General features: G+C 68.9%; 23 protein-coding genes. 13 read left to right on the top strand and 10 right to left on the bottom strand.

Annotated elements, in window-relative coordinates; all coding sequences use genetic code 11:
- Positions 1–93: 93 nt before the first annotated feature.
- The 6 genes from pyk to ACOCEP_RS23320 all read left to right on the top strand — a co-directional run bounded on the left by pyk (position 94) and on the right by ACOCEP_RS23320 (position 7,760).
- Complete coding sequence (gene pyk / locus ACOCEP_RS23295; protein WP_126734855.1) at positions 94–1,518, top strand: pyruvate kinase; 1,425 nt, start codon at positions 94–96, stop codon at positions 1,516–1,518.
- A gap of 327 nt (positions 1,519–1,845) precedes the next feature.
- Positions 1,846–2,745: an acyl-CoA thioesterase II gene (gene tesB / locus ACOCEP_RS23300; protein ID WP_465434612.1), complete on the top strand. Its 900-nt coding sequence runs from the start codon at positions 1,846–1,848 to the stop codon at positions 2,743–2,745.
- 442 nt (positions 2,746–3,187) lie between these two features.
- Positions 3,188–4,075, top strand: coding sequence for a helix-turn-helix domain-containing protein (locus ACOCEP_RS23305; RefSeq protein WP_482331111.1), 888 nt, complete (start codon positions 3,188–3,190; stop codon positions 4,073–4,075).
- Between the two features lie 12 nt (positions 4,076–4,087).
- A complete protein-coding gene (locus tag ACOCEP_RS23310; RefSeq protein WP_482331112.1) occupies positions 4,088–4,297 on the top strand; it encodes a DUF397 domain-containing protein in 210 nt (69 codons plus the stop codon).
- 160 nt (positions 4,298–4,457) lie between these two features.
- A complete protein-coding gene (locus ACOCEP_RS23315; RefSeq protein WP_482331113.1) occupies positions 4,458–4,670 on the top strand; it encodes a hypothetical protein in 213 nt (70 codons plus the stop codon).
- 63 nt (positions 4,671–4,733) lie between these two features.
- Positions 4,734–7,760: a helix-turn-helix transcriptional regulator gene (locus tag ACOCEP_RS23320; protein ID WP_482331115.1), complete on the top strand. Its 3,027-nt coding sequence runs from the start codon at positions 4,734–4,736 to the stop codon at positions 7,758–7,760.
- A 73-nt stretch (positions 7,761–7,833) separates the two neighbouring features.
- Here the strand turns inward: ACOCEP_RS23320 and ACOCEP_RS23325 are convergent, their stop codons facing one another.
- From ACOCEP_RS23325 to ACOCEP_RS23335, 3 genes are all read right to left on the bottom strand, one after another.
- A complete protein-coding gene (locus ACOCEP_RS23325; protein ID WP_482331116.1) occupies positions 7,834–9,447 on the bottom strand; it encodes a succinic semialdehyde dehydrogenase in 1,614 nt (537 codons plus the stop codon).
- A gap of 115 nt (positions 9,448–9,562) precedes the next feature.
- The gene (locus ACOCEP_RS23330; RefSeq protein ID WP_482331117.1) at positions 9,563–10,360 is read right to left on the bottom strand and encodes a hypothetical protein; all 798 of its coding nucleotides are present in this window, start codon (positions 10,358–10,360) and stop codon (positions 9,563–9,565) included.
- Positions 10,361–10,463: 103 nt separating this feature from the next.
- On the bottom strand, positions 10,464–11,078 hold the full coding sequence (locus ACOCEP_RS23335) for a TetR/AcrR family transcriptional regulator (RefSeq protein ID WP_482331118.1): 615 nt from the start codon (positions 11,076–11,078) through the stop codon (positions 10,464–10,466).
- Positions 11,079–11,182: 104 nt separating this feature from the next.
- On the opposite strand from ACOCEP_RS23335, the gene ACOCEP_RS23340 reads away from it, so the two are divergent.
- Positions 11,183–12,334, top strand: a complete 1,152-nt coding sequence (locus ACOCEP_RS23340) for an acyl-CoA dehydrogenase family protein (protein WP_482339799.1) — start codon at positions 11,183–11,185, stop codon at positions 12,332–12,334.
- A 28-nt stretch (positions 12,335–12,362) separates the two neighbouring features.
- Positions 12,363–13,511, top strand: a complete 1,149-nt coding sequence (locus tag ACOCEP_RS23345; protein ID WP_037343411.1) for a CaiB/BaiF CoA transferase family protein — start codon at positions 12,363–12,365, stop codon at positions 13,509–13,511.
- A gap of 74 nt (positions 13,512–13,585) precedes the next feature.
- Here the strand turns inward: ACOCEP_RS23345 and ACOCEP_RS23350 are convergent, their stop codons facing one another.
- Positions 13,586–14,110, bottom strand: a complete 525-nt coding sequence (locus ACOCEP_RS23350; RefSeq protein WP_482331120.1) for a GNAT family N-acetyltransferase — start codon at positions 14,108–14,110, stop codon at positions 13,586–13,588.
- Positions 14,111–14,120: 10 nt separating this feature from the next.
- Positions 14,121–14,906 (bottom strand): crotonase/enoyl-CoA hydratase family protein, encoded by a 786-nt coding sequence (locus tag ACOCEP_RS23355; RefSeq protein ID WP_482331121.1) that lies wholly within the window; start codon positions 14,904–14,906, stop codon positions 14,121–14,123.
- A gap of 133 nt (positions 14,907–15,039) precedes the next feature.
- Between ACOCEP_RS23355 and ACOCEP_RS23360 the strand changes: the two genes are divergently transcribed.
- From ACOCEP_RS23360 to ACOCEP_RS23380, 5 genes are all read left to right on the top strand, one after another.
- A complete protein-coding gene (locus tag ACOCEP_RS23360; protein ID WP_191254788.1) occupies positions 15,040–15,195 on the top strand; it encodes a hypothetical protein in 156 nt (51 codons plus the stop codon).
- A gap of 353 nt (positions 15,196–15,548) precedes the next feature.
- Complete coding sequence (locus ACOCEP_RS23365) at positions 15,549–16,031, top strand: helix-turn-helix transcriptional regulator (RefSeq protein WP_482331122.1); 483 nt, start codon at positions 15,549–15,551, stop codon at positions 16,029–16,031.
- Between the two features lie 131 nt (positions 16,032–16,162).
- Positions 16,163–17,047 carry a lytic transglycosylase domain-containing protein gene (locus tag ACOCEP_RS23370; protein WP_482331123.1) on the top strand — a complete coding sequence of 295 codons (885 nt, stop codon included), beginning with the start codon at positions 16,163–16,165 and terminating at the stop codon, positions 17,045–17,047.
- A 115-nt stretch (positions 17,048–17,162) separates the two neighbouring features.
- Entirely contained in the window at positions 17,163–17,534 is a 372-nt protein-coding gene (locus tag ACOCEP_RS23375; RefSeq protein WP_482331125.1) for a hypothetical protein, read from the top strand.
- A gap of 23 nt (positions 17,535–17,557) precedes the next feature.
- Positions 17,558–17,911, top strand: coding sequence for a DUF3817 domain-containing protein (locus ACOCEP_RS23380; protein ID WP_034322453.1), 354 nt, complete (start codon positions 17,558–17,560; stop codon positions 17,909–17,911).
- Here the strand turns inward: ACOCEP_RS23380 and ACOCEP_RS23385 are convergent.
- The 5 genes from ACOCEP_RS23385 to ACOCEP_RS23405 are packed head-to-tail and all read right to left on the bottom strand — an operon-like array spanning position 17,908 to position 23,321.
- Positions 17,908–18,495 (bottom strand): MFS transporter, encoded by a 588-nt coding sequence (locus ACOCEP_RS23385; RefSeq protein ID WP_482331126.1) that lies wholly within the window; start codon positions 18,493–18,495, stop codon positions 17,908–17,910. The genes ACOCEP_RS23380 and ACOCEP_RS23385 overlap by 4 nt on opposite strands.
- A 38-nt stretch (positions 18,496–18,533) precedes the next feature.
- Complete coding sequence (locus ACOCEP_RS23390) at positions 18,534–19,799, bottom strand: tyrosine-type recombinase/integrase (RefSeq protein ID WP_482331127.1); 1,266 nt, start codon at positions 19,797–19,799, stop codon at positions 18,534–18,536.
- A 39-nt stretch (positions 19,800–19,838) separates the two neighbouring features.
- On the bottom strand, positions 19,839–20,051 hold the full coding sequence (locus ACOCEP_RS23395) for a helix-turn-helix transcriptional regulator (protein WP_482331128.1): 213 nt from the start codon (positions 20,049–20,051) through the stop codon (positions 19,839–19,841).
- Between the two features lie 16 nt (positions 20,052–20,067).
- Positions 20,068–21,741 carry a replication initiator gene (locus ACOCEP_RS23400; RefSeq protein ID WP_482331129.1) on the bottom strand — a complete coding sequence of 558 codons (1,674 nt, stop codon included), beginning with the start codon at positions 21,739–21,741 and terminating at the stop codon, positions 20,068–20,070.
- Entirely contained in the window at positions 21,738–23,321 is a 1,584-nt protein-coding gene (locus ACOCEP_RS23405) for an FtsK/SpoIIIE domain-containing protein (protein WP_482331130.1), read from the bottom strand. Before ACOCEP_RS23405 ends, ACOCEP_RS23400 begins: the two co-directional genes overlap by 4 nt.
- Positions 23,322–23,345 lie beyond the last annotated feature (24 nt).

A 23,345-nucleotide genomic window follows, 5' to 3' on the forward strand; every position in this document is an offset into this window, starting at 1 on the left:
GCGGTTGTCCGCCGCCCAGGTGAACTGACACTTTTCTTGAACTTTCGGTATCGGTACAGACGTAGCCGCGATGAGGGACTACGCTGTGCGAACGTGAGCCGACGCGCGAAGATCGTTTGTACCCTGGGCCCCGCGACCGCTACGCCGGAGAAGATGCGGCAACTCGTCGACGCCGGGATGGACGTCGCGAGGATGAACTTCAGCCACGGGACGCACAGCGACCACAAGCAGGTCTACGACCTCATCCGCACCGCCGCCGCCGAATCGGGCCGCGCGGTGGGCATCCTCGCCGACCTCCAGGGGCCGAAGATCCGTCTCGGCACCTTCGCCGGCGGTCCGGTCGAGTGGCACAACGGCGACATCGTGCGCATCACCGTCGAGGACGTCGCGGGTACGCACGACCGCGTCTCGACCACCTACAAAGGACTCGCCGACGACGCGAAGCCCGGCGACCGTCTCCTCGTGGACGACGGCAAGGTCGGCCTCGTGGTCAAGGAGGTCGAGGGCCCGGACGTCGTCTGCGAGGTCACCGAAGGCGGCCCCGTCAGCAACAACAAGGGTGTCTCCCTGCCGGGTATGGACGTCTCCGTGCCGGCGCTGTCCGAAAAGGACATCGAAGACCTCGAGTTCGCGCTCGAACTCGGCGTGGACTTCATCGCGCTCTCGTTCGTCCGCTCACCGGCCGACATCGACCTGGTCCACCAGGTGATGGACCGCGTCGGCAAGGGACGCCTCCCGGTCGTCGCGAAGATCGAGAAGCCCGAAGCGGTCTACAACCTCGAAGCCATCGTGCTGGCCTTCGACGCGGTGATGATCGCCCGCGGCGACCTCGGCGTGGAACTCCCGCTGGAGCAGGTCCCGCTGGTGCAGAAGCGCACCATCCAGATCGCCCGCGAGAACGCGAAGCCGGTCATCGTCGCGACGCAGATGCTCGAATCGATGATCAACAGCTCGCGCCCGACCCGCGCCGAGGCCTCGGACGTCGCCAACGCGGTGCTCGACGGCGCGGACGCGCTCATGCTCTCGGGTGAGACCAGCGTCGGCCGCTACGCCATCGACGTGGTCAAGACCATGGGCCGGATCATCGAAGCCGTCGAGACCGACTCGCCCGTCGTGCCGCCGCTGTCGCACGTCCCGCGCACCAAGCGCGGCGTCATCTCCTACGCGGCGCGGGACATCGGCGAGCGGCTGAACGCCAAGGCCCTGGTCGCCTTCACCCAGTCCGGTGACACCGTCCGGCGGCTCGCGCGGCTGCACACGCGGCTGCCGCTGCTGGCGTTCACGCCGGAGGAGAGCGTCCGCAGCCAGCTCGCGATGACCTGGGGCACCACGACGCGGATCGTGCCGAAGGTGGGCTCCACCGACCAGATGATCCAGCAGGTCGACCACGCGATGCTCGAAATGGGCAAGTACGCCAAGGGTGATCTGGTGGTCATCGTGGCCGGTTCCCCGCCCGGGACCGTCGGGTCGACCAACCTCATCCGGGTGCACCGCCTTGGCGAGGACGACCACGCCTGACCCCGCCGCCTCCTGTCGACGCTATGAAGGACCCTTCCCTTGCAAATTTTGCAAGGAAAGGGTCCTTCATAGCGTTCGAGAGGTCCCGAAGGCGGTGAGGAGGTCGCTCAGGCCGCCGCGTCCGCGTGGTGAAGGGGCCCTTGGCCACATGTCATGCGGTGAAGGGCCCCTTCAGCCCGTCGGCGCGTGCTAGGAACGGTCCTTTCCTGGCGAATTTCGCCAGGAAAGGACCGTTCCTAGCGTCCCAGGTGTCCCGAAGGTGGCCTTCGCGACAAACGTCCCGCCTCACCCGGGCCCAGCGCACCCGCACGGCCTAAAGTTCAGGGCATGACTGAGATGGCCAGGGAAGCCGCGGCCGGTTTCGACAACGCCGGCGGGATGGGTGGGCAGCCCGTGCTCGACCGGCTGGTCGCGCTGCTGGACTTGGAGAAGATCGAGGAGAACATCTTCCGCGGCGTCTCGCCCGCGCATTCGCCGGTGCGGGTGTTCGGCGGGCAGGTCGCGGGGCAGGCGCTGGTCGCCGCCGGCCGCACGGTCCCCGAGGAGCGGAAGGTCCACTCGCTGCACGCGTACTTCATCCGCGGCGGCGACCCGAGCGTCCCGATCGTCTACGAGGTCGACCGCATCCGCGACGGCCGCTCCTTCACCACCCGCCGCGTCGTGGGCATCCAGCACGGCAAGGCGATCTTCTCGCTTTCCGCCTCGTTCCAGAAGGACGAAGGCGGGATCGAACACTCGGAGACCATGCCGGACGTCCCCGATCCCGAGTCGCTCCCGACGCTGCAGGAGCGGGCCGAGGGGTACTTCATGGGCCATCTCGACCGGCCGCGCCCGATCGACCTCCGGTACGTCAACGATCCGCCCTGGGTGACCAGGAAGTCGGGCGACCGTCCCGCCAGGAACCAGGTCTGGATGCGGGCCGACGGCAAGCTCCCCGACCAGCAGCTGCTGCACGTCTGCGTGCTGACCTACGCCTCCGACATGACGCTGCTGGACTCGGTCCTCGCGCGCCACGGCGTCTACTGGGATCTCGACAAGGTCCTCGGCGCGAGCCTCGACCACGCGCTCTGGTTCCACCGCCCGTTCCGGGCCGACGAGTGGTTCCTCTACGACAGCGCGTCGCCGACCGCGTCGGGTGCCCGGGGGCTGGCGACCGGCCGGTTCTTCGCCGCGGACGGAACGCATATCGCCACCGTTGTGCAGGAGGGTCTTCTCCGAGTCGTGTGACGTTCCGCAGTCGGGAGCCGGCCTAGTCCACCCTTTAGAGGGAATGGCGAAACGCATTAACATCTGGAGCCAGAGCATTACGAATTAAAGGGCGGGCCGGAACCGATCGGGGGACGGCTCCGGCCCTGCACTGGGGGTGAATCCGGCTTCGACGGGTCTCTTCCGAAAGCCCATCGGTGCAGCTCGCGGCCCCGCGCCCGTGCCGCGAGCGGATCCGCTGCCGCCGGTGAGAGCGGGCGTACCGCGTTGCACAATGCTCAACCTACAACGGCAATCTGCAAATTGCAGGATGAAAATCGACGCGAGGGTGAAAATGGGCGTGTGACCATCTCACCGAATGTGTCTCGGGCTGGTTAGATGTGCTTCGTGCGGGGTTGCTGAACACTGTTCTCCTCGCCGTGTCGTGATCGTTGGTGCTCGGACAGCTTGTGGAGGTGCCGTGATGACGAGGGGTCAAGGACCCACCGTGCGCCGCCGGCGGCTGGCGAGCGAACTGAGGCGGTTGCGTGAGGCGGCCGACCTCACCATCGACGAGGTGAGCGAGAAGCTCGAATGCTCGGCGTCGAAGGTCAGCCGCATCGAGACGGGGCACGTCGGTGTCACCCCGCGCGACGCGCGCGACATGCTCGAGCTGTACGGCATCGCGGGTGACGAGCAGGAGGCGCTCGTCCAGCTGGCGAGGGAAGCCCGCAAACGCGGCTGGTGGCACGCGTACAACGAAGTGTTCACCGGCACCTTCGTCGGGCTGGAGGCGGACGCGAGTTCGCTGCGGGCGTTCCAGGCGCTGCTGGTGCCGGGCCTGCTGCAGACCGAGCGGTACGCCAGGGCCGTGATCAGGGCGATGCGGCCCGACGCCGAGGACGCCGAGATCAGGCGCCGGGTGGCGGCGAGGATGGCCCGGCAGGAACTGCTGACCGATCCGTCGCCGCCGGAGTACTGGGCCGTCATCGACGAAGCGGTCCTGCACCGCGTGGTCGACGGCCCGGAGGTGATGGCGGAACAGCTGTACCGGATGGTCACGATGGCGGGGAGGGCGAACGTGACCGTCCAGATCGTGCCGTTCGGCGCGGGTGCCCATCCCGGGATGGAGGGTCCGTTCCTCGTCATGGGCTTCCCCGAACTGGCCGACACCGACGTGGTCTACGTCGACAGCACCTCCAGCGGCCTCTATCTGGAGGAACCCCCGGACGTCCGGCGATACGCGTTGATGTTCGACCATCTGCGTGCCGCCGCGTTGAAGCCGGACGACTCGGTCGAGGTGATCGCCGAGGCCGCCGGAAGGTTCGCCGAGCAGGCGGCTCTTCCGGAGAAGTCCCTGGAAACGAAGTAAGGAGTGGGGAGCATGACGCCCAACGATGATCTTTCCCAGGCCCGGTGGTTCAAGAGCAGCCACAGCGGGGGCGGCAACGACTGCGTCGAGGTCGCCTTCACCGGTTCCGGTGCCGCGCTGAGGGACTCCAAGGACCCTGAGGGAGGTGCCTTCCGCCTCTCGCCACAGGCTTGGCGCGGGCTGCTCGGCGCCGTGCGCACGAGTGGCCCGGCTCACGAATAGAGGCCTTCGAACTCGACCCCTTACGCCCCCCGAGCAGGGGATGGGCCGGCGTAAGGGGTCGAATCACGTCCGGGTGTAGGTGATCACCCGATGCCGCGAGGCACCCCTCAGGACGAATCTCGTCACTACCACCAAGGCAGAGAGTTCCTAAGGGGAAAAGATGAACACGAACGACGCCCTGCTCACCGGCGTACTGGCCGAGGTCGAGTACCGCCGCGAAGAGCTGCGGCGAGCGGGCCGCAGCGTATGGGTCGACCGCGCCCGCCGGGCGAGCAAGCGGATCCGTGCGCAGCGCAACGAAGTCCACGTGCCCGCCCAGGAGCGCCGAGAGGTCCGGCAGGCGCCCGCCCGCAGCGGCGACATCACCCGGTAGAGGTCGAGTGCGATGAAGCTCTCGGCGAAAACCCAGGCGAAGTTGTCGGTCCGGTAGGCAAGAATGCACCTCGTGCCCCGTCTTGGCTCCGGAATCCCGATCGTCGCCCGCACCCAGGAGATGCGGCAGCTCCGCGCCGCCTTCGCCCGTGCAGAACGGGGCGAGGCCGGCGCGGTGCTGCTCTCCGGTGACGCCGGCGTCGGCAAGACCCGCCTCCTGACCGCCCTCGGCGAGTACACCGCCGGCGCGGGCGCCCTGGTGCTCACCGGGCGCTGTATCGACGTCCATGAGGGCGGTCTTCCTTATCTTCCGTTCGCCGAGGCGCTGGCGCCGCTGGCGACGACGTCCGATCCCGCGGTCACCGCCGCGGTCCGGGCCCGGCCGGCGCTGGGCAGGCTGCTCCCGCAGATGCAGCAGGCGGAGGACTACCCCGCCATCGAAGACGGTCAGCTCACCGCGAGCGAACGGGTGTCGACGCAACGCCTCGGGCCCGAACGGGACCTCGGCCAGCTCCAGCTGTTCGACGCGGTACTGGGGGTGCTGACCGTCATCGCGCAGCGCCGGCCCGTGGTGATCCTGCTGGAAGACCTGCACTGGGCCGACGGCTCCACCCGGAACCTGCTGTCCTTCCTCCTGACGAGGCTGCGCACCCAGCGGTTGCTGGTGGTGGCGAGCTACCGCGAGGAAGACGTCCACCGGCGGCATCCGCTCCGGGCGGTCCTGTCCGAGGTGGTGCGGCTGGGCGCCGTCGAACGCGTCGAGGTCAAGCCGTTCGGCGCCGAGGACGCGCGCGCGTTCGTCGAGGCGCTGGCCGACGAGCCGATCGGCCAGGACATGATCGCCGACATCGTCACCCGGTCCGAGGGCAATCCGTTCTTCGTCGAGGAGCTGCTCGCGTCCGCGAAGGACTGCCGTGAGCTTCCCGCCGGGCTGGCCGAAGTGCTCCTCGCCAGGGTGGAGCAGCTTTCCCAGATCACGCGCCGTGTGGTGCGAGTCGTTTCGGTCGCGAAGGACGCGGTGGCGCACGCCGCGCTCGCCGAGATCTCGGGGCTCGACGAGCTCGAACTCGACGAGGCGCTGCGCGAGGCCGTGCAGCATCACGTGCTGGTGATCGAGAACGGTTTCTACACCTTCCGCCACGCGCTGCTGCAGGAAGCGGTGTACGGCGACCTGTTGCCGGGGGAGCGGGTCCGGATGCACGCGGCGTACGCGGCCCGCATCCGTGACCGGGCGCAGGGCCGCGGCCAGGACGCCCGGCTCGCGCACCACAGCCTGGAGAGCAAGGACTTCGTCACCGCGCTGGCCGCGTTGCTGCGCGCGATGGAGGAGGCGGAGAAGCTGGGCGCGCCCGGTTCCGCGCTGCGGCACGTCGAACAGGCACTGTCCATTTGGGACGCCGTACCCGCGGCGGACCGGCCGCTGGACGTCGACGAGCTCCGCCTCCTGCACGAGGCGTCGTATTTCGCGAGCACGGCGGGGGAGCCGGAGCGCGCGGTCGCCTATTCACGGTCCGCGACCGAGGCGCTGGGCCCGGACACCGGCAACGAGCGGGCCGCCAAGGTCTGGCGACGGCACGCCGAGGCGCTGCTATCGGTCGACGGCACGCTGGACGAGGTCGTCGAGGCGATCGACAAGGCCTGGGAGCTGGTGGAACACACCGAAGCGAGCGCCGCGCGGGCCTGGGTGCTCGCCACCCGCGCCGGGATCCTGCGGCTGATCGACAGGCACGACGAAGCGCTGCAGTGCGCGCTGGCCGCGGTCGCCGACGCCAGGGCCGTCGGCGCGGGCGGGGCGGAGGCGGCGGCGCTGGTCTCGCTCGGGACGCTGGCCGATTCGGCGGGCGACGTCGAGGAGGCGCGGGAGCGGCTGCGCGAGGCCGAGCGGAAGGCCAGGGATTCCGGCGCGCTCAACGGCGAATTACGGGCCCTGCACTTCCTCGGGCTGAGCTACGACGACCGCGCCGAGATCCGGTCCGCGCTGAAGTACTACGCCAAGGGCATCAAACGGGCCAAGGAGACCGGGCTGACCTGGAGCTCGTTCGGCATCGAGCTGCGGACCAAGCACCTCACGCTCCGCTACGTCAGCGGGGACTGGCCGGAAGACGACGACGCCGGCCGCGCGGGCCGCGGTGTTTCGAGTGTCGTCGCCGGGCGGTTCCTGAGCATCTGGGCGCAGTTCGTCGTCGGCAGGGGCCGCTTCGCGGACGCGGACAAGATCCTGCCCAGCCTCCGTCAGCACTGGAGCGCGGACTACTCGATCGCGCTCGCGTCGGCCGACGCCGCGATCCAGCTCGCGTCGTGGCGTGGGGACCACGCGGGCGCGGCGCGGCAGGCGCACGAGCTGATCGACTGGCTCGAAGAGGTCGAGCCGGCCGTGCTCGGCGGGATCCGGATCAGCGTGCACGGGCTCACGGCGGCCGTCGCCCAGGCGGCCGAAGCACGGGTGCGCGGTGACCTGGCGACGGCCGAGGCCGCGGTGGAGTCCGGCGAGAAGTTCCTCGCGCACGGCCGTCACTGCGCCGAACACGGCATCCCGCGTTCGGTGTCGCTGGGCCCGGAAGCACTGGCGTGGCTCGCCCGCCTGGAGGCGCTCGGGAGCTGTCTGCGCGGCGCGGGAGACCCGGCGTTGTGGGCGAAGGCGGTCGAGGCGTTCGGGTACGGCGCGGTGTACGAGCAGGCGATGTGCCGTCTGCAGCACGCGAAATCCCTGCTGGCTTCGGACGGCGACACCGCGCTCGCCACGTCGGAGCTGCTGGCCGCGCACGCGGTGGCCGATCGGCTGGGCGCCTGCCCGCTGCGCGAAGCCGTACGGGAGCTCAGCCACCGGGCGCGCGTCGAGCTGCCCGGAGAGGCCGTCCCGGCGCGCCGGGACGTCGTGGATCCGCTCACCGATCGGGAGCGCGACGTGCTGGAGCGCGTCGCGCTCGGCCGCACCAACCGTCAGGTCGGTGAAGAGCTGTACATCAGCGAGAAGACGGTGAGCGTCCACCTCTCGCGCGTGATGGCGAAACTCGGCGCGAGCCGCCGGGCGGAGGCCGTCGCGATCGCCTACGACCGAGGCCTCCTGGCCGCCCCCACCTCGTCCTCCTAACGCGTTTCGTCCTCTAAATGCGATCCTTGCGCGTGCAACTACCGCATTTAGAGGACGAAACGCGGGGAGGGGGTCAGCGGCGGGGGAGGCGGCGGAGGGCCTTCAGGCCCGCGCTCAGGCCTCGCGCCCAAAGCTTCGGCGGGATTCCGCGGCCGGGCCGCAGCGGCATCCCGCGCTGCACCGCGATCGCCTGCGCCTCGGTGTACTTGAGCAGGCCTTCGGCGCCGTTGCGCCGTCCGACACCGGACTCCTTCATCCCGCCCATCGGCAGCCCCACGGTCCCGAAGGTCGCCGCGAAGCCTTCGTTGACGTTGACGGTCCCGGCCTTCAGCCGCGCCGCGACCTCCCAGCCCGCCCGGCCGTTGCGCGACCACACGCTCGCGTTCAGCCCGAACTTCGTGTCGTTGGCGCGCTCGATCGCGTCGGTGACGTCGGTGTAGCCGTAGATCGACACGACCGGCCCGAAGGTCTCCTCGGCGAACAGCTTGACGTCCTCGGTGACGTCGGTGAGCACCGTCGGCTCGTAGAACAGCGGGCCGAGGTCGGGCCGCGCCTTACCGCCGGTGAGCACCTTCGCGCCCTTGGCCCGGGCGTCCTCGACGTGTGCCGACACCGTGTCCAGCTGGGCTTCGGAGGTCAGGGATCCCATCTGCGCCTGGTAGTCCAGCGCGCCACCGAGCCGCAGCGCGGCGGTCTTGGCGACGAACGCGCGGGTGAACTCCTCACGGATCGACTCGTGGACGTAGATGCGCTCGACCGAGACGCACAGCTGCCCGGCGGAGGAGAAGCAGGCGGTCACCGCGCCGGTCGCGGTCTTGGCGATGTCCGCGTCGGGCAGCACGATCATCGGGTTCTTGCCGCCGAGCTCCAGTGAGTAGCTCGTCAGCCGCTCCGCCACCTTCGCGGCGAGCCCCTTGCCCGTGGGCGTGGACCCGGTGAAGCACAGGTAGTCCGATTCCTCGACCAGCGCGTCGCCGATCTGCGAGCCCCGTCCGAGCACGATCTGCCAGACACCGGCGGGCAGCCCGGCCTCCTCGGCGACCTCCTGCAGCCACAGCGCCGAAAGCGCGGTCTGGTTGTCCGGCTTCTGCACGACGGCGTTACCCGCCGCGAGCGCGGGCAGGACGTCCATCGCGGTCAGCGCGAGCGGGTAGTTCCACGGCGAGATGATCCCGACGACACCCTTGGGGTGCCGGATCTCGCCGACCTTCGTAAGCACCGGGATCAGCCCGGCGGCCCGGCGCGGCGACAGGAACTTCGCGCTGTGCTTGCCGTAGTAGGCGGCGACGAGCGCGGTGGCGCTGACCTCGTCGAAGGCGTCCATCCGGGCTTTGCCCGCCTCGATCTGCACGAGGTCGAGCGCTTCTTCCTGGCGCTTCAGGACCAGGTCGTGCAGGCGGATCAGGATGCGCTGGCGGTCTTCGACCGGCCGCTCGGCCCACGCGCGCTGAGCCTCGCGCGCCTGGCCGAACACGGCGCGGACGTCGGCGTCGGTGGCCTGGGGCAGCGTCGCGATCGGCTGCCCGGTGAAGGGCGCGCGCATCTGGACCGGCGCCGAATCCGCCCCGCCCACGACCCGGCGCACGAGCCGTTCCGCCCTGGCCGCGGCCGGGGCGCCGGGGACGTCGCCGATGGTGGCCGGTCCTTCGGTGTGGTGGCCCGCGCTCGCCGGTGTCGTGCTCGTCATGCCGTCTCCGTTCCATGCCGCGCGGAGCCGGAGGCGCCACGCAGAGCCCAGGTGTTACCGACGAGTACAGCATACCGCCGGTATGGAGACTGTCCACCGCTGATGTGAATCAGTTTCACGTATTGCCGGGCTGGGGCGGATTGTCGGGAGACGGGCGAAGGATGTCCTGCTGCTGCAACGCGGAGCCCGCGGGCGGCGTCGGCGGCGACGGCGGCTCGTAGGCCTGCGGATACTGCTGCTGAGGGACAGCGGGCGGGTAAGGGGTGTAGGTGGCCGGGTACGGGGCCTGCGGGCGTGGCGCCGGTTCACGACGGTTCGCCACGACCGCCAGCCCGATCGTGAGCAACGCCACGAGCCCGCCCGCGAGGAGGATCCAGAATCCGCTCCCGGTCCCATAACGCGAGACGAAGCGGCCGGTGTCCTGTCCGAAGCTCAGGCTCGCCGAGATGTCCATGCCGAGCATCCAGACGCCGGCCGCGGTCCCCGCCCCGCCCGCGATGAGCAGCGTCCTCGACGTCGTCGCGGCGGGCGAACCCGAACTGCGCTGGTACGCGGCGAATCCCACCGCCGCCCCGGCGAACAGGGTCAGCGCGGCGGCGGACAGCGGGATGCCGTAGCGGGCGACATGCGTCTTGTCGTAGAACTCCTTCTCCTCCGCCGACGGTTCGATGTCGAAGATCCGCGTCCAGCCGGTCTCCGCGAATTTCGACACCGCCTTGCCGTCGGAGATCTGCTCGTACGTCGACTGCGGGAGGAAAGTCGCGATGAAGACCAGCAGGCCGGCGAAAACCCCCATCATCGCGGCGAAAAGCCGGGGGAGCCGCAGGTCGGACGGCGGGCGCGGGACGGCGGCGGGCGGTAGTACGCCGAACGGGCCAGTCGGTTGGTACGGCTGCTGCTGCGGCGCGTTCATGGTCGACTCCTCCGCCGGTTCCGTTGTCCAGCAAGGAATTCCACCACGGATCGGCCGACGGGATAAGTGTCAGCTGTGCTCTGGTCAAGGGCTTTCGCGCGTGCTACGCGGAGCCGTCCTCGTACAACATCACCGCGACGCGTTTCCATTCGTCGAGCAATTGCCGTCGCCGCTTCGGATCGCCGCCGAGTTCGGCGTCCAGCGCCAGCCCGCGCGTGAGGTTCACGGTGAGCCAGAAGAGGATCTCCGCGCGTTCCTTCGGGAGATCCCCGGCGACCGCGGTGATGTGCTCCAGGGTCGAGCGGCCCAGCGCCCGGTCGACCGGGCGGATCGCCGCCCGGAGTTCGGGGTCGGTGCGCGCCGCGACCCACAGTTCGGTGGCGGCCGTGGACAGCGTCCCCGAGTAGCCCTCCCACAGCAGGTCGATCGCCGCCGCCACGCCCGACGCCCCGCCGGGGAGCGCGGTGATCGACGCCGCGAGGCGCCCGCGCAGTTTCTCCGTCAGATGCTCGACGGCGGCCGCCATGAGCTCGGCCTTCGCGGAGAAGTGATGCTGCACGGCGCCCTTGGAGACACCGGCGCGGGCGCAGATCTCCTGGACCGAGGTGCGCGCGTAGCCGAGGTCGACCAGGCAGTCGATGGTCGCGTCGAGCAGGGCGGCACGGGTCTGCGCCCGCCGCTCGGCCTGAGTGCGGTGGGTCTTGCCGAGCACGCTCACCGGATCCCGCCCCCTTTACGTGCAGCTCGGTACGGATGTACATTCCGAATGGAACTTACATCCTAAGCGTCATGTTTTCCAGGTCCGATCAGGAGGCGTTGGCCGTGCCCTTGCAGATCCAGAAGAGTTCGTGGAGCACGACGGAGCTCGAAGACCTCCGGGACCTCGCCCGGACCTTCTGCCAGAAGGAACTCGTGCCGAACCAGGAGCGCTGGGCGGCCGAGAAGAAGGTCGACCGCGAGCTGTGGACGAAGGCGGGCGAGGTCGGGCTGCTGGCCCTGTCCATCCCGGAGGAGTACGGCGGTGGCGGCGGCACGTTCGCCCACGAGGCCGTGCTCTACGAGGAGCAGGCCCGCTCCGGTGACAGCGCCTGGGGCGTCACCGTCCACAATGGAATCGTCGCGCACTACCTCCTCGAGTACGCGAACGAGGAGCAGAAGAAGGCGTGGCTGCCGAAGTTCGCCTCCGGCGAGATGGTCGGCGCCGTCGCGATGACCGAACCCGGCACGGGTTCGGACCTGCAGAACATCAAGACCCGCGCGGTCCGCGACGGCGACCACTACGTGATCAACGGCGCGAAGACGTTCATCACCAACGGTTTCCACGCCGACCTCGTCGTGGTCGCGGTGAAGACCGACCCGGAGGCCGGCGCGCAGGGTGTCTCGCTGATCGCCGTCGAGACCGACACGCCGGGCTTCAGCCGCGGCCGCGTCCTCGACAAGATCGGCCTCAAGGGCCAGGACACCGCGGAGCTGAACTTCGACGACGTCCGCGTCCCCGTCGCCAACCTGCTGGGCGCCCAGGAAGGCCTCGGCTTCATCCAGCTGATGCAGCAGCTCCCGCAGGAACGGCTGATCATCGCCGTCACCGCGGTCGCCGGGATGGAGGCCGCGATCGACCAGACCATCGCCTACACCAAGGACCGCCAGGCGTTCGGCCGCCCGGTCTACAACTTCCAGAACACGAAGTTCAAGCTCGCCGAGGCGGCGACCGAGGCCGCGGTGTCCCGCGCGTTCCTCGACCAGTGCATCGAGCGGCATCTGCGCAAGGAACTCGACGTGCAGGGCGCGGCGATGGCGAAGCTGTGGACCACCGAACGGGTCAACAAGGTCGTCGACGACTGCCTGCAGCTCTTCGGCGGCTACGGCTACATGACCGAGTACCCGATCGCGCGCGCGTGGGCCGACATCCGGATCTCCCGGATCTTCGGCGGCACCAGCGAGATCATGAAGGAAATCATCTCCCGCACGCTCTAGGGAAAACGTTGGCGTAGGAAGGAAATACGTGGCGAAGAAGGCCGGCCCGCTGAGCGGGCTCAAGGTCGTCGAACTGGCCGGGCTCGCCCCGGCGCCGTTCGCCTGCACGATCCTCGCCGATCTCGGCGCGGAGGTCGTCCGGATCGACCGGGCGACACCGGGCAACGACGTCATCGGGTTCCCGAACGATCCGCTCGCCCGCGGCAGGCGGTCGATCGGGATCAACACCAAGACCCCCGAGGGGGTCGAACTGGTGCTGAAACTCGCCGACGACGCCGACGTGCTCATCGAGGGTTTCCGTCCCGGCGTCGCCGAGCGGATGGGCATCGGGCCGGAACAGGTCCACGCCCGCAACCCGCGCCTGGTCTACGGCCGGATGACCGGCTACGGCCAGGACGGCCCGCTGGCGACCGTCGCCGGGCACGACATCAACTACATCGGCATCTCCGGCGCGCTCGAACCCATCGGGCACGCCGGGCAGCGGCCGGTGGTGCCGCTCAACCTCGTCGGTGACTTCGGCGGCGGTGGCCTCCTGCTCGCGATGGGTGTGCTGGCGGCGTTGTTCGAACGCCAGACGTCCGGCAAGGGGCAGGTGGTCGACGCGTCCATGGTGGACGGTGCGGCGCTGCTGACCACCAGCCTGCACGGGCTGCTGGACTCCGGGCTGTGGTCCGGCGGGCGCGGCGAGAACATGCTCGACGGTGGCGCGCCGTTCTACGACACCTACGAGACGGCCGACGGGAAGTACGTCGCCATCGGCGCGATCGAGATGCGGTTCTGGGGCGACCTGGTGAAAGTCCTCGGGCTCGACCCCGAGGAGACGCCGGTCCACGTCGACAAGAACGAGTGGCCGAAACTGCGCAAGATCGTCGCCGAGGCCGTCGCGAAGCACACCCGCGACGAGCTGGTCGCGAAGGCCGAGGGCACCGACGCGTGCTTGACGGCGGTGCTCTCCCCGAAGGAGGCGCCGTCGCATCCGCACAACGTCGCGCGCAAGACGTTCGTCGACGTCGGCGGCATGTTGCAGCCTGCGCCCGCGCCGAGGTTCGACCGCACGCCTGCCGAGACGCCGGAACCGCCGCGGCCCAAGGGCGGTGACACCGCCGAGGTCCTCGCCGAACTCGGCGTGGACGCCGACGGGATCGAACGGCTCCGGGCCGCGGGCACCATCGCGTGAGCTGAAGGGGACTTTCCCCGCATGAGACGCGACGAAAGCGTCCTTCACCGCGTCTCATGCGGTGAAGGACGCTTTCAGCCCACGTCGAGATCGGATCGCAGCACCGAGTAGAGGACGTGGTCGCGCCAGGCCCCGTCCCGGAACCCGTAGCCGCGCAGCACACCCTCCCGGGTGAAGCCCGCCTTCGTCAGGGAGCGCTGCTCGGCGACGTTTTCCGCCTCCGTCGACGCCTCGACCCGGTTCATCTGCGTATGCGCGAAGAGGTAGCGGACCAGCAGCCGCTGAGCCTCGGTGCCGTAGCCGTGGCCGCGCGCCTCGGGGATGAGCACGAGCCCGGCGTTCCAGCAGTACGACGTCGAGCCGGTCCTGGTCTTGTGCCACGACACGAAGCCGAGCCGCTGCCCGTCGAGATCGATCATCAGCATCCCGTTGTCCGCCGCGAGCATGCCGGTCTCGGCCCAGCGGCGGCGCAGGAAATGCGGATCGTGCCAGCCGTGCCACTCGAACGGGCCCGCGGCCCGTGGATCGTTCGTGAGCGCTTCGAGCATCGGCAGGTCTTCTTCGGACACCGGTCTGAGCGCGACTCCGGTTTCTGTCATCCGACAGACATTAGGGCCGAGGGCCGTCGAAACTGCCGTGACGCCCCGCGCCGTCACTGAACCGGCCGGCGCCCGCGACAGCCTCTTCGGCAAGTCCTCCGCCGATCAGCGCGTTCGAGAACTCGGCCCGCATCGCCTCGTCTTCGGTCAGCCCGTACTGGCCGTACGCGGATCCGCGATCCGCGCGCAGGCACGCCTGGGGGAAGGCGGCCAGCTCGCGGGCCAGCGCTTGCGCGGCCGCCAGTGCCTCGCCGTCCGGCACGACCCGGTTCGCGAGCCCGATGGCGAGCGCCTCACCGGCGTCGACCGGCCTGCCGGTGAGGATCAGGTCCATCGCCCGCGAGTGGCCGATCAGCCGGGGGAGGCGCACGGTGCCGCCGTCGATGAGCGGCACGCCCCAGCGGCGGCAGAACACCCCGAACACGGCCGTGCTGTCGGCGACCCGCAGATCGCACCACAGCGCCAGTTCCAGCCCGCCCGCGACGGCGTGCCCGCGGACCGCGGCGATCACCGGCTTCGACAGGGCCATTCGCGTCGGGCCCATCGGGCCGTCGCCCGCCGGGCTGAGCGAGTTGGTGCGACCGGTGCCCACGGCCTTCAGATCGGCTCCCGCGCAGAAGGCGTCACCCGAACCGGTGAGGACGGCGACCGCGGCCTCCTCGTCGGCGTCGAACGCGCGGAACGCGCCGGCGAGCGCGTTCGCGGTCGGTCCGTCCACGGCGTTGCGCGACTCGGGGCGGTTCAGCGTGATCGTCGTCACCGGTCCGTCCCGGTGGACGAGAACATTTTCGCTCATCGATCGCTCCCTCAGGCGAATACGGGTGGGCAACAGGGCCCGATTCTCCTTAAAGTGGTGACAAAGTCCGCAGTGCGCGCGGAGTCATCGTCTGGACACTACGGTGTGATGGGATGGAGCCATGTCGCCCGGCTTGAAGAAATTCGTTGTGATCGCCGTCGTCGCGCTCGTGCTCTTCTTTCTGATCAGCAAGCCGACGCAATCCGCGGACGCCGTCCACACCGCGCTCGGCTGGCTCCGGTCCGGTGCCGAAGCCATCGTGACGTTCGTCCGGAGCCTTTTCTCCTGACCCTCGTTCCGGTGATCACCGGTGTCCTTGGTGACGCCGGTGATCACCGTGCGCACTCACCTGCGGGTATCACTCAGCGTCACCCGTCTCGCATTTCGGTCGGATGACTCGACCATCCGGGTGGATTGCCCCCGAAAACCCGCTGGTCGACGAATTCGTGCCCGGGAAGCTCTGGCGGAAAAGACCTCCGCGCCCCTACGGTGCTCACATTGCGTGATCGGTTGGTCCTCCAGGCGCCGGAGCCGGCCTCCTGGGCGAGGAGTTTCCGCAGGTGCAAGCCCCAGGGCAGCGGGAACTTTCAGCCGGGCAAGTAAGTCAGGGCTTGTCAGTCGGGGAATCATGAGGAGGCAGGGATGACCGGAGATCCCGGAGTCGATGCGTTGATCCGGCAGTGGGCGGCCGAGCGTGAGCAGACCCCCGAGGAGCAGGAAGCCGATCGCATCGCGTCGGCGTGGCTGGCCGACGTGCCGAGGCAGGCTCCCGGGATCCCCGGCCAGCGTCAGCAGTCCGGCCAGGGGCGCTGGGCGCCGGTCGAGGCCGCCGATCCCGGCTACCTCGACGCGATGAGCCGTCGTCTCCCGGAGGTCCCTCGGGACCTGCTCGTCGCGGCCGCCGGCTGGTGGCAGATGGTCGGTGGGGTCGCCGAGGCCGAAGCCTGGTGGGACGCCGGCATCAGCCCGCTCGACCAGCGTGCGCTCGACTACCGCGCGGCCGGGCTCGCCCCGTCCGATCTGAGCCGCCGGCTCGGGCCGATGACCGTTCTGCAGCACCTCCGCCGAGGCAGCGCCCCGGCCTGGTGCGTGGCGCGGCTGGCGAGGCAGCAGAAGTCCGCCTGATGAGAACTTCTCGCACGCGCGGGTGAACCGGCGTGGCAGAGGCGATCTCGGCAACCGCGTAACGCTAACCTGCGCGGGCTCGTTGTTCGAGCATCGGTCGTGATCGCCGCCCACGCTGGAGGACTCGCTTCGTGCGCACCACCCCGGAAAACGACGAGCTCGTCGCCGACCCGGCCACGCCCGCTCCGCGACGCCGCGGGGCGGGCGCCGCCGTACTCGGCAGGCTGGTGATCGTGCTGGCCGTGCTCGGGCTCGCCGCGGGCGGGATCTGGCTGGTGACCAAGGCGTCCGCCCCGGTCGCGAGTCCGACGACGATGGAGATCCCCGCGCTGCAGGTCAAGGCGGCGGACGTCAAACCCGGTTCGGTCGCCCCGGTCAACGCCACCCTCGCGGGAGGCGGCACCCAGCAGACCGCGCCCCAGCAGGCGCAACCGAAACCGGGCAAGGACCCGCTGACCGCTTGGACCGAGCGGGCGGCCCAGGCCACCGGCATCCCGGCCAGGGCGCTGCTCGCCTACGGCAACGCCGAACTGGCGATGCGGCAGCTGCAGCCGAACTGCAAGATCTCGTGGGCGACCCTGGCCGGGATCGGCCGGATCGAGTCGAACCACGGCCAGTACGGCGGCGCCGTCCTCGGCCAGGACGGACGGCCGTCGAAGCCGATCATCGGCGTCCCGCTCGACGGGTCGCCCGGGGTGAAGGCGATCGGCGACACCGACGGCGGCCAGTTCGACGGGGACGCGGCCGTCGACCGCGCGGTCGGCCCGATGCAGTTCATCCCCAGCACCTGGCGCCGGTACGCCGCCGACGGGAACCGCGACGGCCTCGGCGATCCGCAGCAGATCGACGACGCGACACTGGCGGCGGGGCGCTACCTGTGCGTGAACAACCGCGACATGTCGGCCGCGTCGGGGTGGTGGCAGGGGATCCTGTCGTACAACAACTCGACCGAGTACGCGCAGAAGGTCTTCGGGCTGGCGGACGACTACGCGAAGGCCGTCGCCGCCGCCTCGTGAGTGGTAAGGACGGTTAGAACCTTCCTTACCACTCACGAGACCCGCAGCCGGGACCAAGGTCCCGAGCGCCCAGGTCGGCGGGGATTCGCCGCGCGCCCAGTGCTAGCGTCGATGTGTGTCCGCTTCGCCCGTCCTCCTGCGCCGCCTCGGCATAGCCGCCGTCTGCCTGGTGAGCCTGGCGCTGTGCTGCGGGCTCGCGTGGTGGCAGTGGGAGCGGTTCTCCTCGGCGAGCGGGACGTTCCAGAACCTCGGCTACGTCCTGCAGTGGCCGCTGTTCGGGTTGTTCCCCGCGTTCATGTTCTGGCGGATCCGCAAGCTCCGCCGCCAGGCCGCCGAGGCCGAGACCCGGGAACCGGTGGCCGAGACCACCGTCCCGGAGGTGCCCGCGCCCCGGCGGCGGCGTGCCCCGGCGCCGCCACCCCCCGAGGACGACGAGCTCGCCGCGTACAACAAGTACCTCCGCGAACTCAACGCCCGCGACAAGTAGTCCCCAGAGAGGTTCGAGACCCTATGACCACCCGAACTGACGACGCCGCCCCGGCCCGCCCGGTCTCGCTGGGCGGACCGCTGATCCGGTTCCGTGTCGCGGCGTACGCCACCGGTGTGGCCCTGCTCGGGCTGGTCGTCGAAATGCTGCTGCAGTACGTCTTCCGCGTGGAACTTCCCCAGTTCGTGAAGATGATCCCCATGGTCCACGGCGGGCTCTACCTGATCTACCTGCTGCTCGCGGTCGACCTCGCGATCAAGGCACGCTGGTCGATGAAGGGCACCCTGCTCGTGCTGATCGCCGGCTGCATCCCGTTCTTCTCGTTCGTGATGGAGCGCAAGGTCACGCACAAGGTCCAGGCGGGCGTCAAGCTCTAGGCCCGGCGCCGGAAGGTCAGCGCCACCAGGAAGGACACCGCCGTCACGACGGCCGCGGCGGTGAAGGCCGCGGTCATCCCGGTGACCGTGGTCTCCGCCGGGCTTCCCGACGGGGTCCTCGTCGCCGCGCCGAACACGGTGATCAGGATCGCCAGTCCCAGTGTCGCCCCGACCTGCTGCAACGTCTGCAGCGCGCCGCCCGCGGCACCCGCGTCGCCGGTGGGCACGGTCGCCATGATGATCACGCTGAGCGGGGAGAACGCCAGCCCGGCGCCCACGCCCATCAGCAGCATCGGCCCGAGCAGATGCGAGAAGTAGCCGCTGTCCGTGGACAGGGTGGTCAGCCAGACGACCCCGCCGGTCATCAGCGCGGTCCCGGCCAGGGCGAGCGGTTTCGGCCCGAACCGGGGGAGCAGCTTCGGGATCAGCCTGCTCAGCAGGAACATGCAGACCGCCATCGGCAGGAACGCGAAGCCGGTCTCCAGCGCGGCGAACCCCGCGATGTCCTGCAGGAACTGGGTCAGGAAGAAGAACATCGACGTCTTAACCGGATCTAGCGCCTGAGCAGGCATTTTAGGGGTCATTCCGGGCTCCTCTACGTGCTCAGGCCGTCTACAGGCCGTCAGGCCGTCTCTTCGGCGCTTGGTGGTGCCTGACGGGGCTTGAAGACGTCATCGATGGCCACGCGCGCACGGTCATAACTGGAGGGCATCAGGTGCGTGTACACCTTGAGCGTGAACCCCTCGTCCGCGTGCCCGAGGAACGCCGCGAGTTCCTTGATCGACACACCACGCGCGAGCATCGCCGAGGCGAACAGGTGCCGCATCGCGTGCATGCCGTCCTCACGATCCTGGTAAGGCAGTCCTGCCCGCCTGAAGGTGGCCTTCCACACGGACTTGTTGAACGTCTGGCCCGTGTAGAGGTCCCCGGCATCGTTGACCATGAGAACCCGGATTGTCTCGGTAGTCCGCCCGTCACGTTCCGCCCAAGGCAGGGTGATCGACACGGGCGGGTAGGTCTCGGCGTACGCGTCGAGCAGTTCGAGCACGCCCCGCCCCAGCGGGATAGAGCGGGTCTTGTGGCCCTTCGGGAGCTTGAACTTGCGTACACCGCCGACGGTGACCATCTGGCGGGTGCAGTGGTACACCATCTCTTCCCGGTCGACGTTGTCGAGGCTGAACGCCAAGATCTCACCTTGCCGCAGCCCCAGCCCGGCCCCGAGCGGCACGCAGGGCTTGAAGCGAGCCGGGAGCGCCAGCTCTACGCGACGCAACCGTGCATCCGACCACGGAGTGACCTTCCGCCGGATCGGTTTCGGAGCCTGGATCGACTTGTCGCGGCACGGGTTGGCCTTGAGCTTTCCGTCCGCCACCGCCGCATCCAGGATCGAGGACACGAGGTCGAACACGAGCCGCTGATACGTTGCCGAAGTTTCCCGGTCCCGCTCATTCATCCACGCCAGCCACTTTCGAATGACGTCAGGCGTGTTGAACGACGACAGCAGTTTCCGGCCGAGGAACGGATACGCCTGATTCTCCAGACGTATCCGCTCCACGGTAACGGTGGACTCGTCTTGTGATCGACCAGAAAGGACGGTCTTTGCGTAGACCCTGAATTCCACCTTCCCTGCATTGGGGTCTACGTAAGTGCCCGCGTAAAGATCGTTCTCTACTTTGGTCTTGAATTCCTTGGCCCTGCCGAGTTGTTTATCTGGAAACGATTTCGCGCGTTCGATCTTGTCAGGGTCGAGATAGCGGACCTTGTATCGCAGGCCCTTTCCGTGGTCTGCGGTAGGTTCCTGTACGGGCTTTCCCTTGCTGTTCAACACGATTTCGCCGGTTGCCGGGTCTTTCTTGTCTTGGTACCAGCGATCCTGAATGTGTGCCATGAAGATGCCTCTCTGTTTGAATTGCCGAAAGATGTGCGGCTATGCGGCGCCGGTGGTCTCGGTGAGGTAGGTCAGCCAGTCGCGGACAACGTCGGGGCTGTAGCGGACGTGTTTACCCATCTTGATCCAAGAGGGGCCGTAGCCCTTGAGACGCCAGTCCCGGAGCGTCTTCTCTGGTATGCCAAGGAAGGTGGCCAGTTCGTCCGGTGTCCACAGACCTTCGATGCTCACCACCCTGATTCGCACGGTCATGTCATCCCCCAAATGGTCAGGCCGCTTGCCGAGTTGCCGAAGTTTCCGGACTGTCGTCACCGGGTGGCCCTTGCGCGGCCAGTAGTGCCCGGTCGTACTCGGCTCGCCAGGTGATCCGCTCCGCGATGGCGCGCATCACCAGGTGATCCCTCGGTGGACAGTGGGTGTCGCCGGGTTCGACCTTGCGCCACACGAACCGATCCGGCGACGGTTCTTCCTTGACGACTCCGATATCGGCCAGCGCGGACACCACGAACGCTTTCCGGTCCGCCTTGTGATCGGCCACGGTCTTGCCCGACCACTTCCGCGACACCAGCACCCGCCGCCCAGGAAGTCCGAGTGTCGTTCGGCGGTGAGCGCGTCCCTTGCAGCGTCCGGGGACAGTCTTTCCGTTGGCTCCCTTAGGGTTGATGCCGTACAGCAACCACACCGCACACCGAGGCGAACACGGCGTCACCGACAGTTCAGCGTGAAGCCGGTCGTGGTGATCCCGCTGCGCGGCCGAATCTGCCTCGACCACCTCACCGGTGGATTTCGTCAAGTACTTGGTGAGGTAGCCGATGTGACGCCCGGATTCCTCCGTGCCGCCGAGAATGCCCTTAGAGTGCACCTGACGGCCGAACGTGACCACGTGCGCGGGTTCCTCCACCGCCTCCCGAGCCTCATCGAACGACGGCAAAGGCTGCCGCGTGTCCGGGTCCACAAAGGAGCGGGAATCCACGTCCCACAACGGCTCCCGGTCCGTGTAGACGATCTCGTCATGGTTGGGCCACCACACCTGGTGATAGGTGGCCTCAGTGACCATCCGGATGACCTCATGGGAGATGGAACCGCGTAGGGCGGTGTGCAGGTGCGGCGCCGCCCGCCGTTGAGGTTCCACGGTGGCGAAGTACTGCACATCCCAGCCGACCACGCGCCGCAGGTTCTGCCACCACCGATCCACCAGCGCCGAGAAGTGCACCGCATCCCGAGCGGCCCGCCGGTAGTCATACGTCGACGGGTTCACCGGCGAACCATCAGACCGCACCGGGCCGTATGTGTCGCAGGTGAGCGTGACGAACATCGACGGCCGAAACTTCCCCGCGAACTCACGCCCAACAGTGGCCTTGGAGACCTTGCGGCGTGGAAGGTTCGGCGCATCCTGCCGCCGCTTGGTCGAACGCTTCACCGGACGCTTCTCCGGAACGTCAAGGGCAGGCAGACGGCCCGTCATGCCCGACGCGCGCAGCTCCTCGTCCACCGAGGCGACCTCTGCCCGCAGCTCCTCCGCTTCAACCTCGTCACCGGCCGCCATCACATCCCGGTACTGTGCTGCCAGATCAGCCCGGAACGTCAGCAACTCCGTTTGCGTCTCCGACGGGGTTTCCCGTTCGATGACGGGTTCCTCGGTCATGTGCCAACCCTCACGGCACTGCGCCTGACGGAGCGCCTTTGCCTTGCGAGCGCAGGGAAGGCACACCGATTCCACCGTCGACCCGCACGGCACCGGGACGTAGCGGATCTCGCCGGTTTCGGTGTCCCCGACCTCCATCGTGAACGGCCGGACACACACCCCGTGCTTCTCCGCAGTGGCCTTCACAACCTCCGCAGAGAGCGCCCCGCGGCTTGCCCTGACCCCTACTCCATTCGGGGGTGCCGGCGGGGCGACCGTACCAGCTCCGACCTGGTGATCTGTGGTTGTGCTAGTCATGCCGTCCCCCTCTCGCCGCGCCGCTCTGACAGGTGCACCACCGAGGCGCCACCGTTGGTGACGTAGTGCTCCAGATGCTTGACGGTCTGATCGGACACCCATCCGGCGCGGACGCGCAGCGGTTCGCGGATGCCCTCACCCCACACGTAGCCGACGCCGGGCGAATCCTCGGTGATCCGGTTGGCCCACGCCCCGCGCTCATAGGCGCCGTCGCCCAACACCATCGGAACCTGCGACTTCGAGGTCACCCGCAGCGCCACCCGCCGGGGCAGCAACTCGCGCACCGGAACGGTTTCCTTCGTCGGCTCCTGCACATAGCCGCGCACCGTGAACAGCAGCGCACGCCCTTGTGTGGCCAGGATCGCCACCCGCTCGACAATGGCCTCACGGGTCTTGCGATCGGTGTAGCGGGTCAGAGCGCCGATCTCATCGAACTCCAGCAACTCCAACGGATACTCCGTCGAGAGCGGCACCTCACGCGTGTGCCCGGCGAAGACGCGCTTGCGGTTCTCCAGCTCATCGATCAGCGCGTCCAGGATCTCCAGAGCCTCCTTACCGCTCTGGCCGTAGCGGGTGAAGATCCCGCGCCCGTAGGACAGCTCCATCGCTTTCGGGTCGATCCCCGACATGCGCACCAGGCCCGCGCGGATCGCCGGGGCGGCCGACACCAGCGGCGACCACATCACCGACCCCTTACCCGCACCCGTCGCGCCAGCCACCAACGTGTGCGCGCCACGGCCCATCAGCGGGACCGTCCACGGCTTCCCGTACTCCGTCGCCCCCGCGTAGACCGCCCGCAGATCCACCCCTGAGCCATCCGTAGGCATGAGTTCCGGAACCGGCAGGCATGTCACCGCCGCCTCCAGCAGATCCCGGCGCATGTAGTCGATGGACACCACATTGGGTTCCAGTTCCCGGACCTGGCACCGCTGGACCTTGCGCGCCACCGCCAGCTCCCGCGCGACCTCATCAAAGTCTTCCGGCTTCTGCCCCGGAACTAGCCGCACGCGAACCTCATCCCAGGACGGGCCGGAGCGGACCGACAGCAGTTTCGGCACCGCCACACCGGACGCCTGACGAGCCTTCGCGACCGCCTCACGCTTGCGCCGACGAGATACCAGGTTCACCGTCACGTCAACGGGAATCGCGTCATCGCGCACCGTCAGGCCGCAGGCGTGCAGCCAACCGGCGAGCTTGCGGCCGTAGAGCGCCCAGCGCAGCCACCACGCCCGCAGCCACCGCCCACACCACTGGTCATACCCGACCGCATCGAGGCGCCACCACACCAGCAGCACAGCCGCCAGCACGCCGACCGTGACGACGAGGGAGACCCAGCCCAGCGCCGTGCACCAAGCCCACAACCCCAGCAGGGCGAGGCAGGTGCGCCAGTGCGTGACCAGTTGCCGAACAACCCAGCCGACCGCCCGCAGCAGTCCCCACAGCGCCACGCCGAGGACGGCCAGCGCGGCCAGCGCCTCAAACACCGCCGCCAGGGCACGGCCGACTTTGGCCAGCACCCACAGCACCACAGCCAGGCCGCCGCCGACCGCAAGGGTGGTCATGATCTCCTGTGTGTTCATCGCCGACCACCCCGCAGACCAGCA

It is taken from the genome of Amycolatopsis sp. CA-211722 (genome assembly GCF_056828465.1).

Bases quoted from the DNA above. Each gene is read 5' to 3' on its own strand.
- ACOCEP_RS23355 (WP_482331121.1), bottom strand. From the start codon at position 14,906: ATGAGCGAAAATGTTCTCGTCCACCGGGACGGACCGGTGACGACGATC.
- ACOCEP_RS23400 (WP_482331129.1), bottom strand. From the start codon at position 21,741: ATGACTAGCACAACCACAGATCACCAGGTCGGAGCTGGTACGGTCGCC.
- ACOCEP_RS23380 (WP_034322453.1), top strand. From the start codon at position 17,558: ATGACCACCCGAACTGACGACGCCGCCCCGGCCCGCCCGGTCTCGCTG.
- ACOCEP_RS23330 (WP_482331117.1), bottom strand. From the start codon at position 10,360: ATGAACGCGCCGCAGCAGCAGCCGTACCAACCGACTGGCCCGTTCGGC.
- ACOCEP_RS23365 (WP_482331122.1), top strand. From the start codon at position 15,549: ATGACCGGAGATCCCGGAGTCGATGCGTTGATCCGGCAGTGGGCGGCC.
- ACOCEP_RS23395 (WP_482331128.1), bottom strand. From the start codon at position 20,051: ATGACCGTGCGAATCAGGGTGGTGAGCATCGAAGGTCTGTGGACACCG.
- ACOCEP_RS23390 (WP_482331127.1), bottom strand. From the start codon at position 19,799: ATGGCACACATTCAGGATCGCTGGTACCAAGACAAGAAAGACCCGGCA.
- ACOCEP_RS23315 (WP_482331113.1), top strand. From the start codon at position 4,458: ATGAACACGAACGACGCCCTGCTCACCGGCGTACTGGCCGAGGTCGAG.
- ACOCEP_RS23325 (WP_482331116.1), bottom strand. From the start codon at position 9,447: ATGACGAGCACGACACCGGCGAGCGCGGGCCACCACACCGAAGGACCG.
- ACOCEP_RS23310 (WP_482331112.1), top strand. From the start codon at position 4,088: ATGACGCCCAACGATGATCTTTCCCAGGCCCGGTGGTTCAAGAGCAGC.
- ACOCEP_RS23385 (WP_482331126.1), bottom strand. From the start codon at position 18,495: ATGACCCCTAAAATGCCTGCTCAGGCGCTAGATCCGGTTAAGACGTCG.
- ACOCEP_RS23350 (WP_482331120.1), bottom strand. From the start codon at position 14,110: ATGACAGAAACCGGAGTCGCGCTCAGACCGGTGTCCGAAGAAGACCTG.
- ACOCEP_RS23320 (WP_482331115.1), top strand. From the start codon at position 4,734: ATGCACCTCGTGCCCCGTCTTGGCTCCGGAATCCCGATCGTCGCCCGC.
- tesB (WP_465434612.1), top strand. From the start codon at position 1,846: ATGACTGAGATGGCCAGGGAAGCCGCGGCCGGTTTCGACAACGCCGGC.
- ACOCEP_RS23305 (WP_482331111.1), top strand. From the start codon at position 3,188: ATGACGAGGGGTCAAGGACCCACCGTGCGCCGCCGGCGGCTGGCGAGC.
- ACOCEP_RS23405 (WP_482331130.1), bottom strand. From the start codon at position 23,321: ATGAACACACAGGAGATCATGACCACCCTTGCGGTCGGCGGCGGCCTG.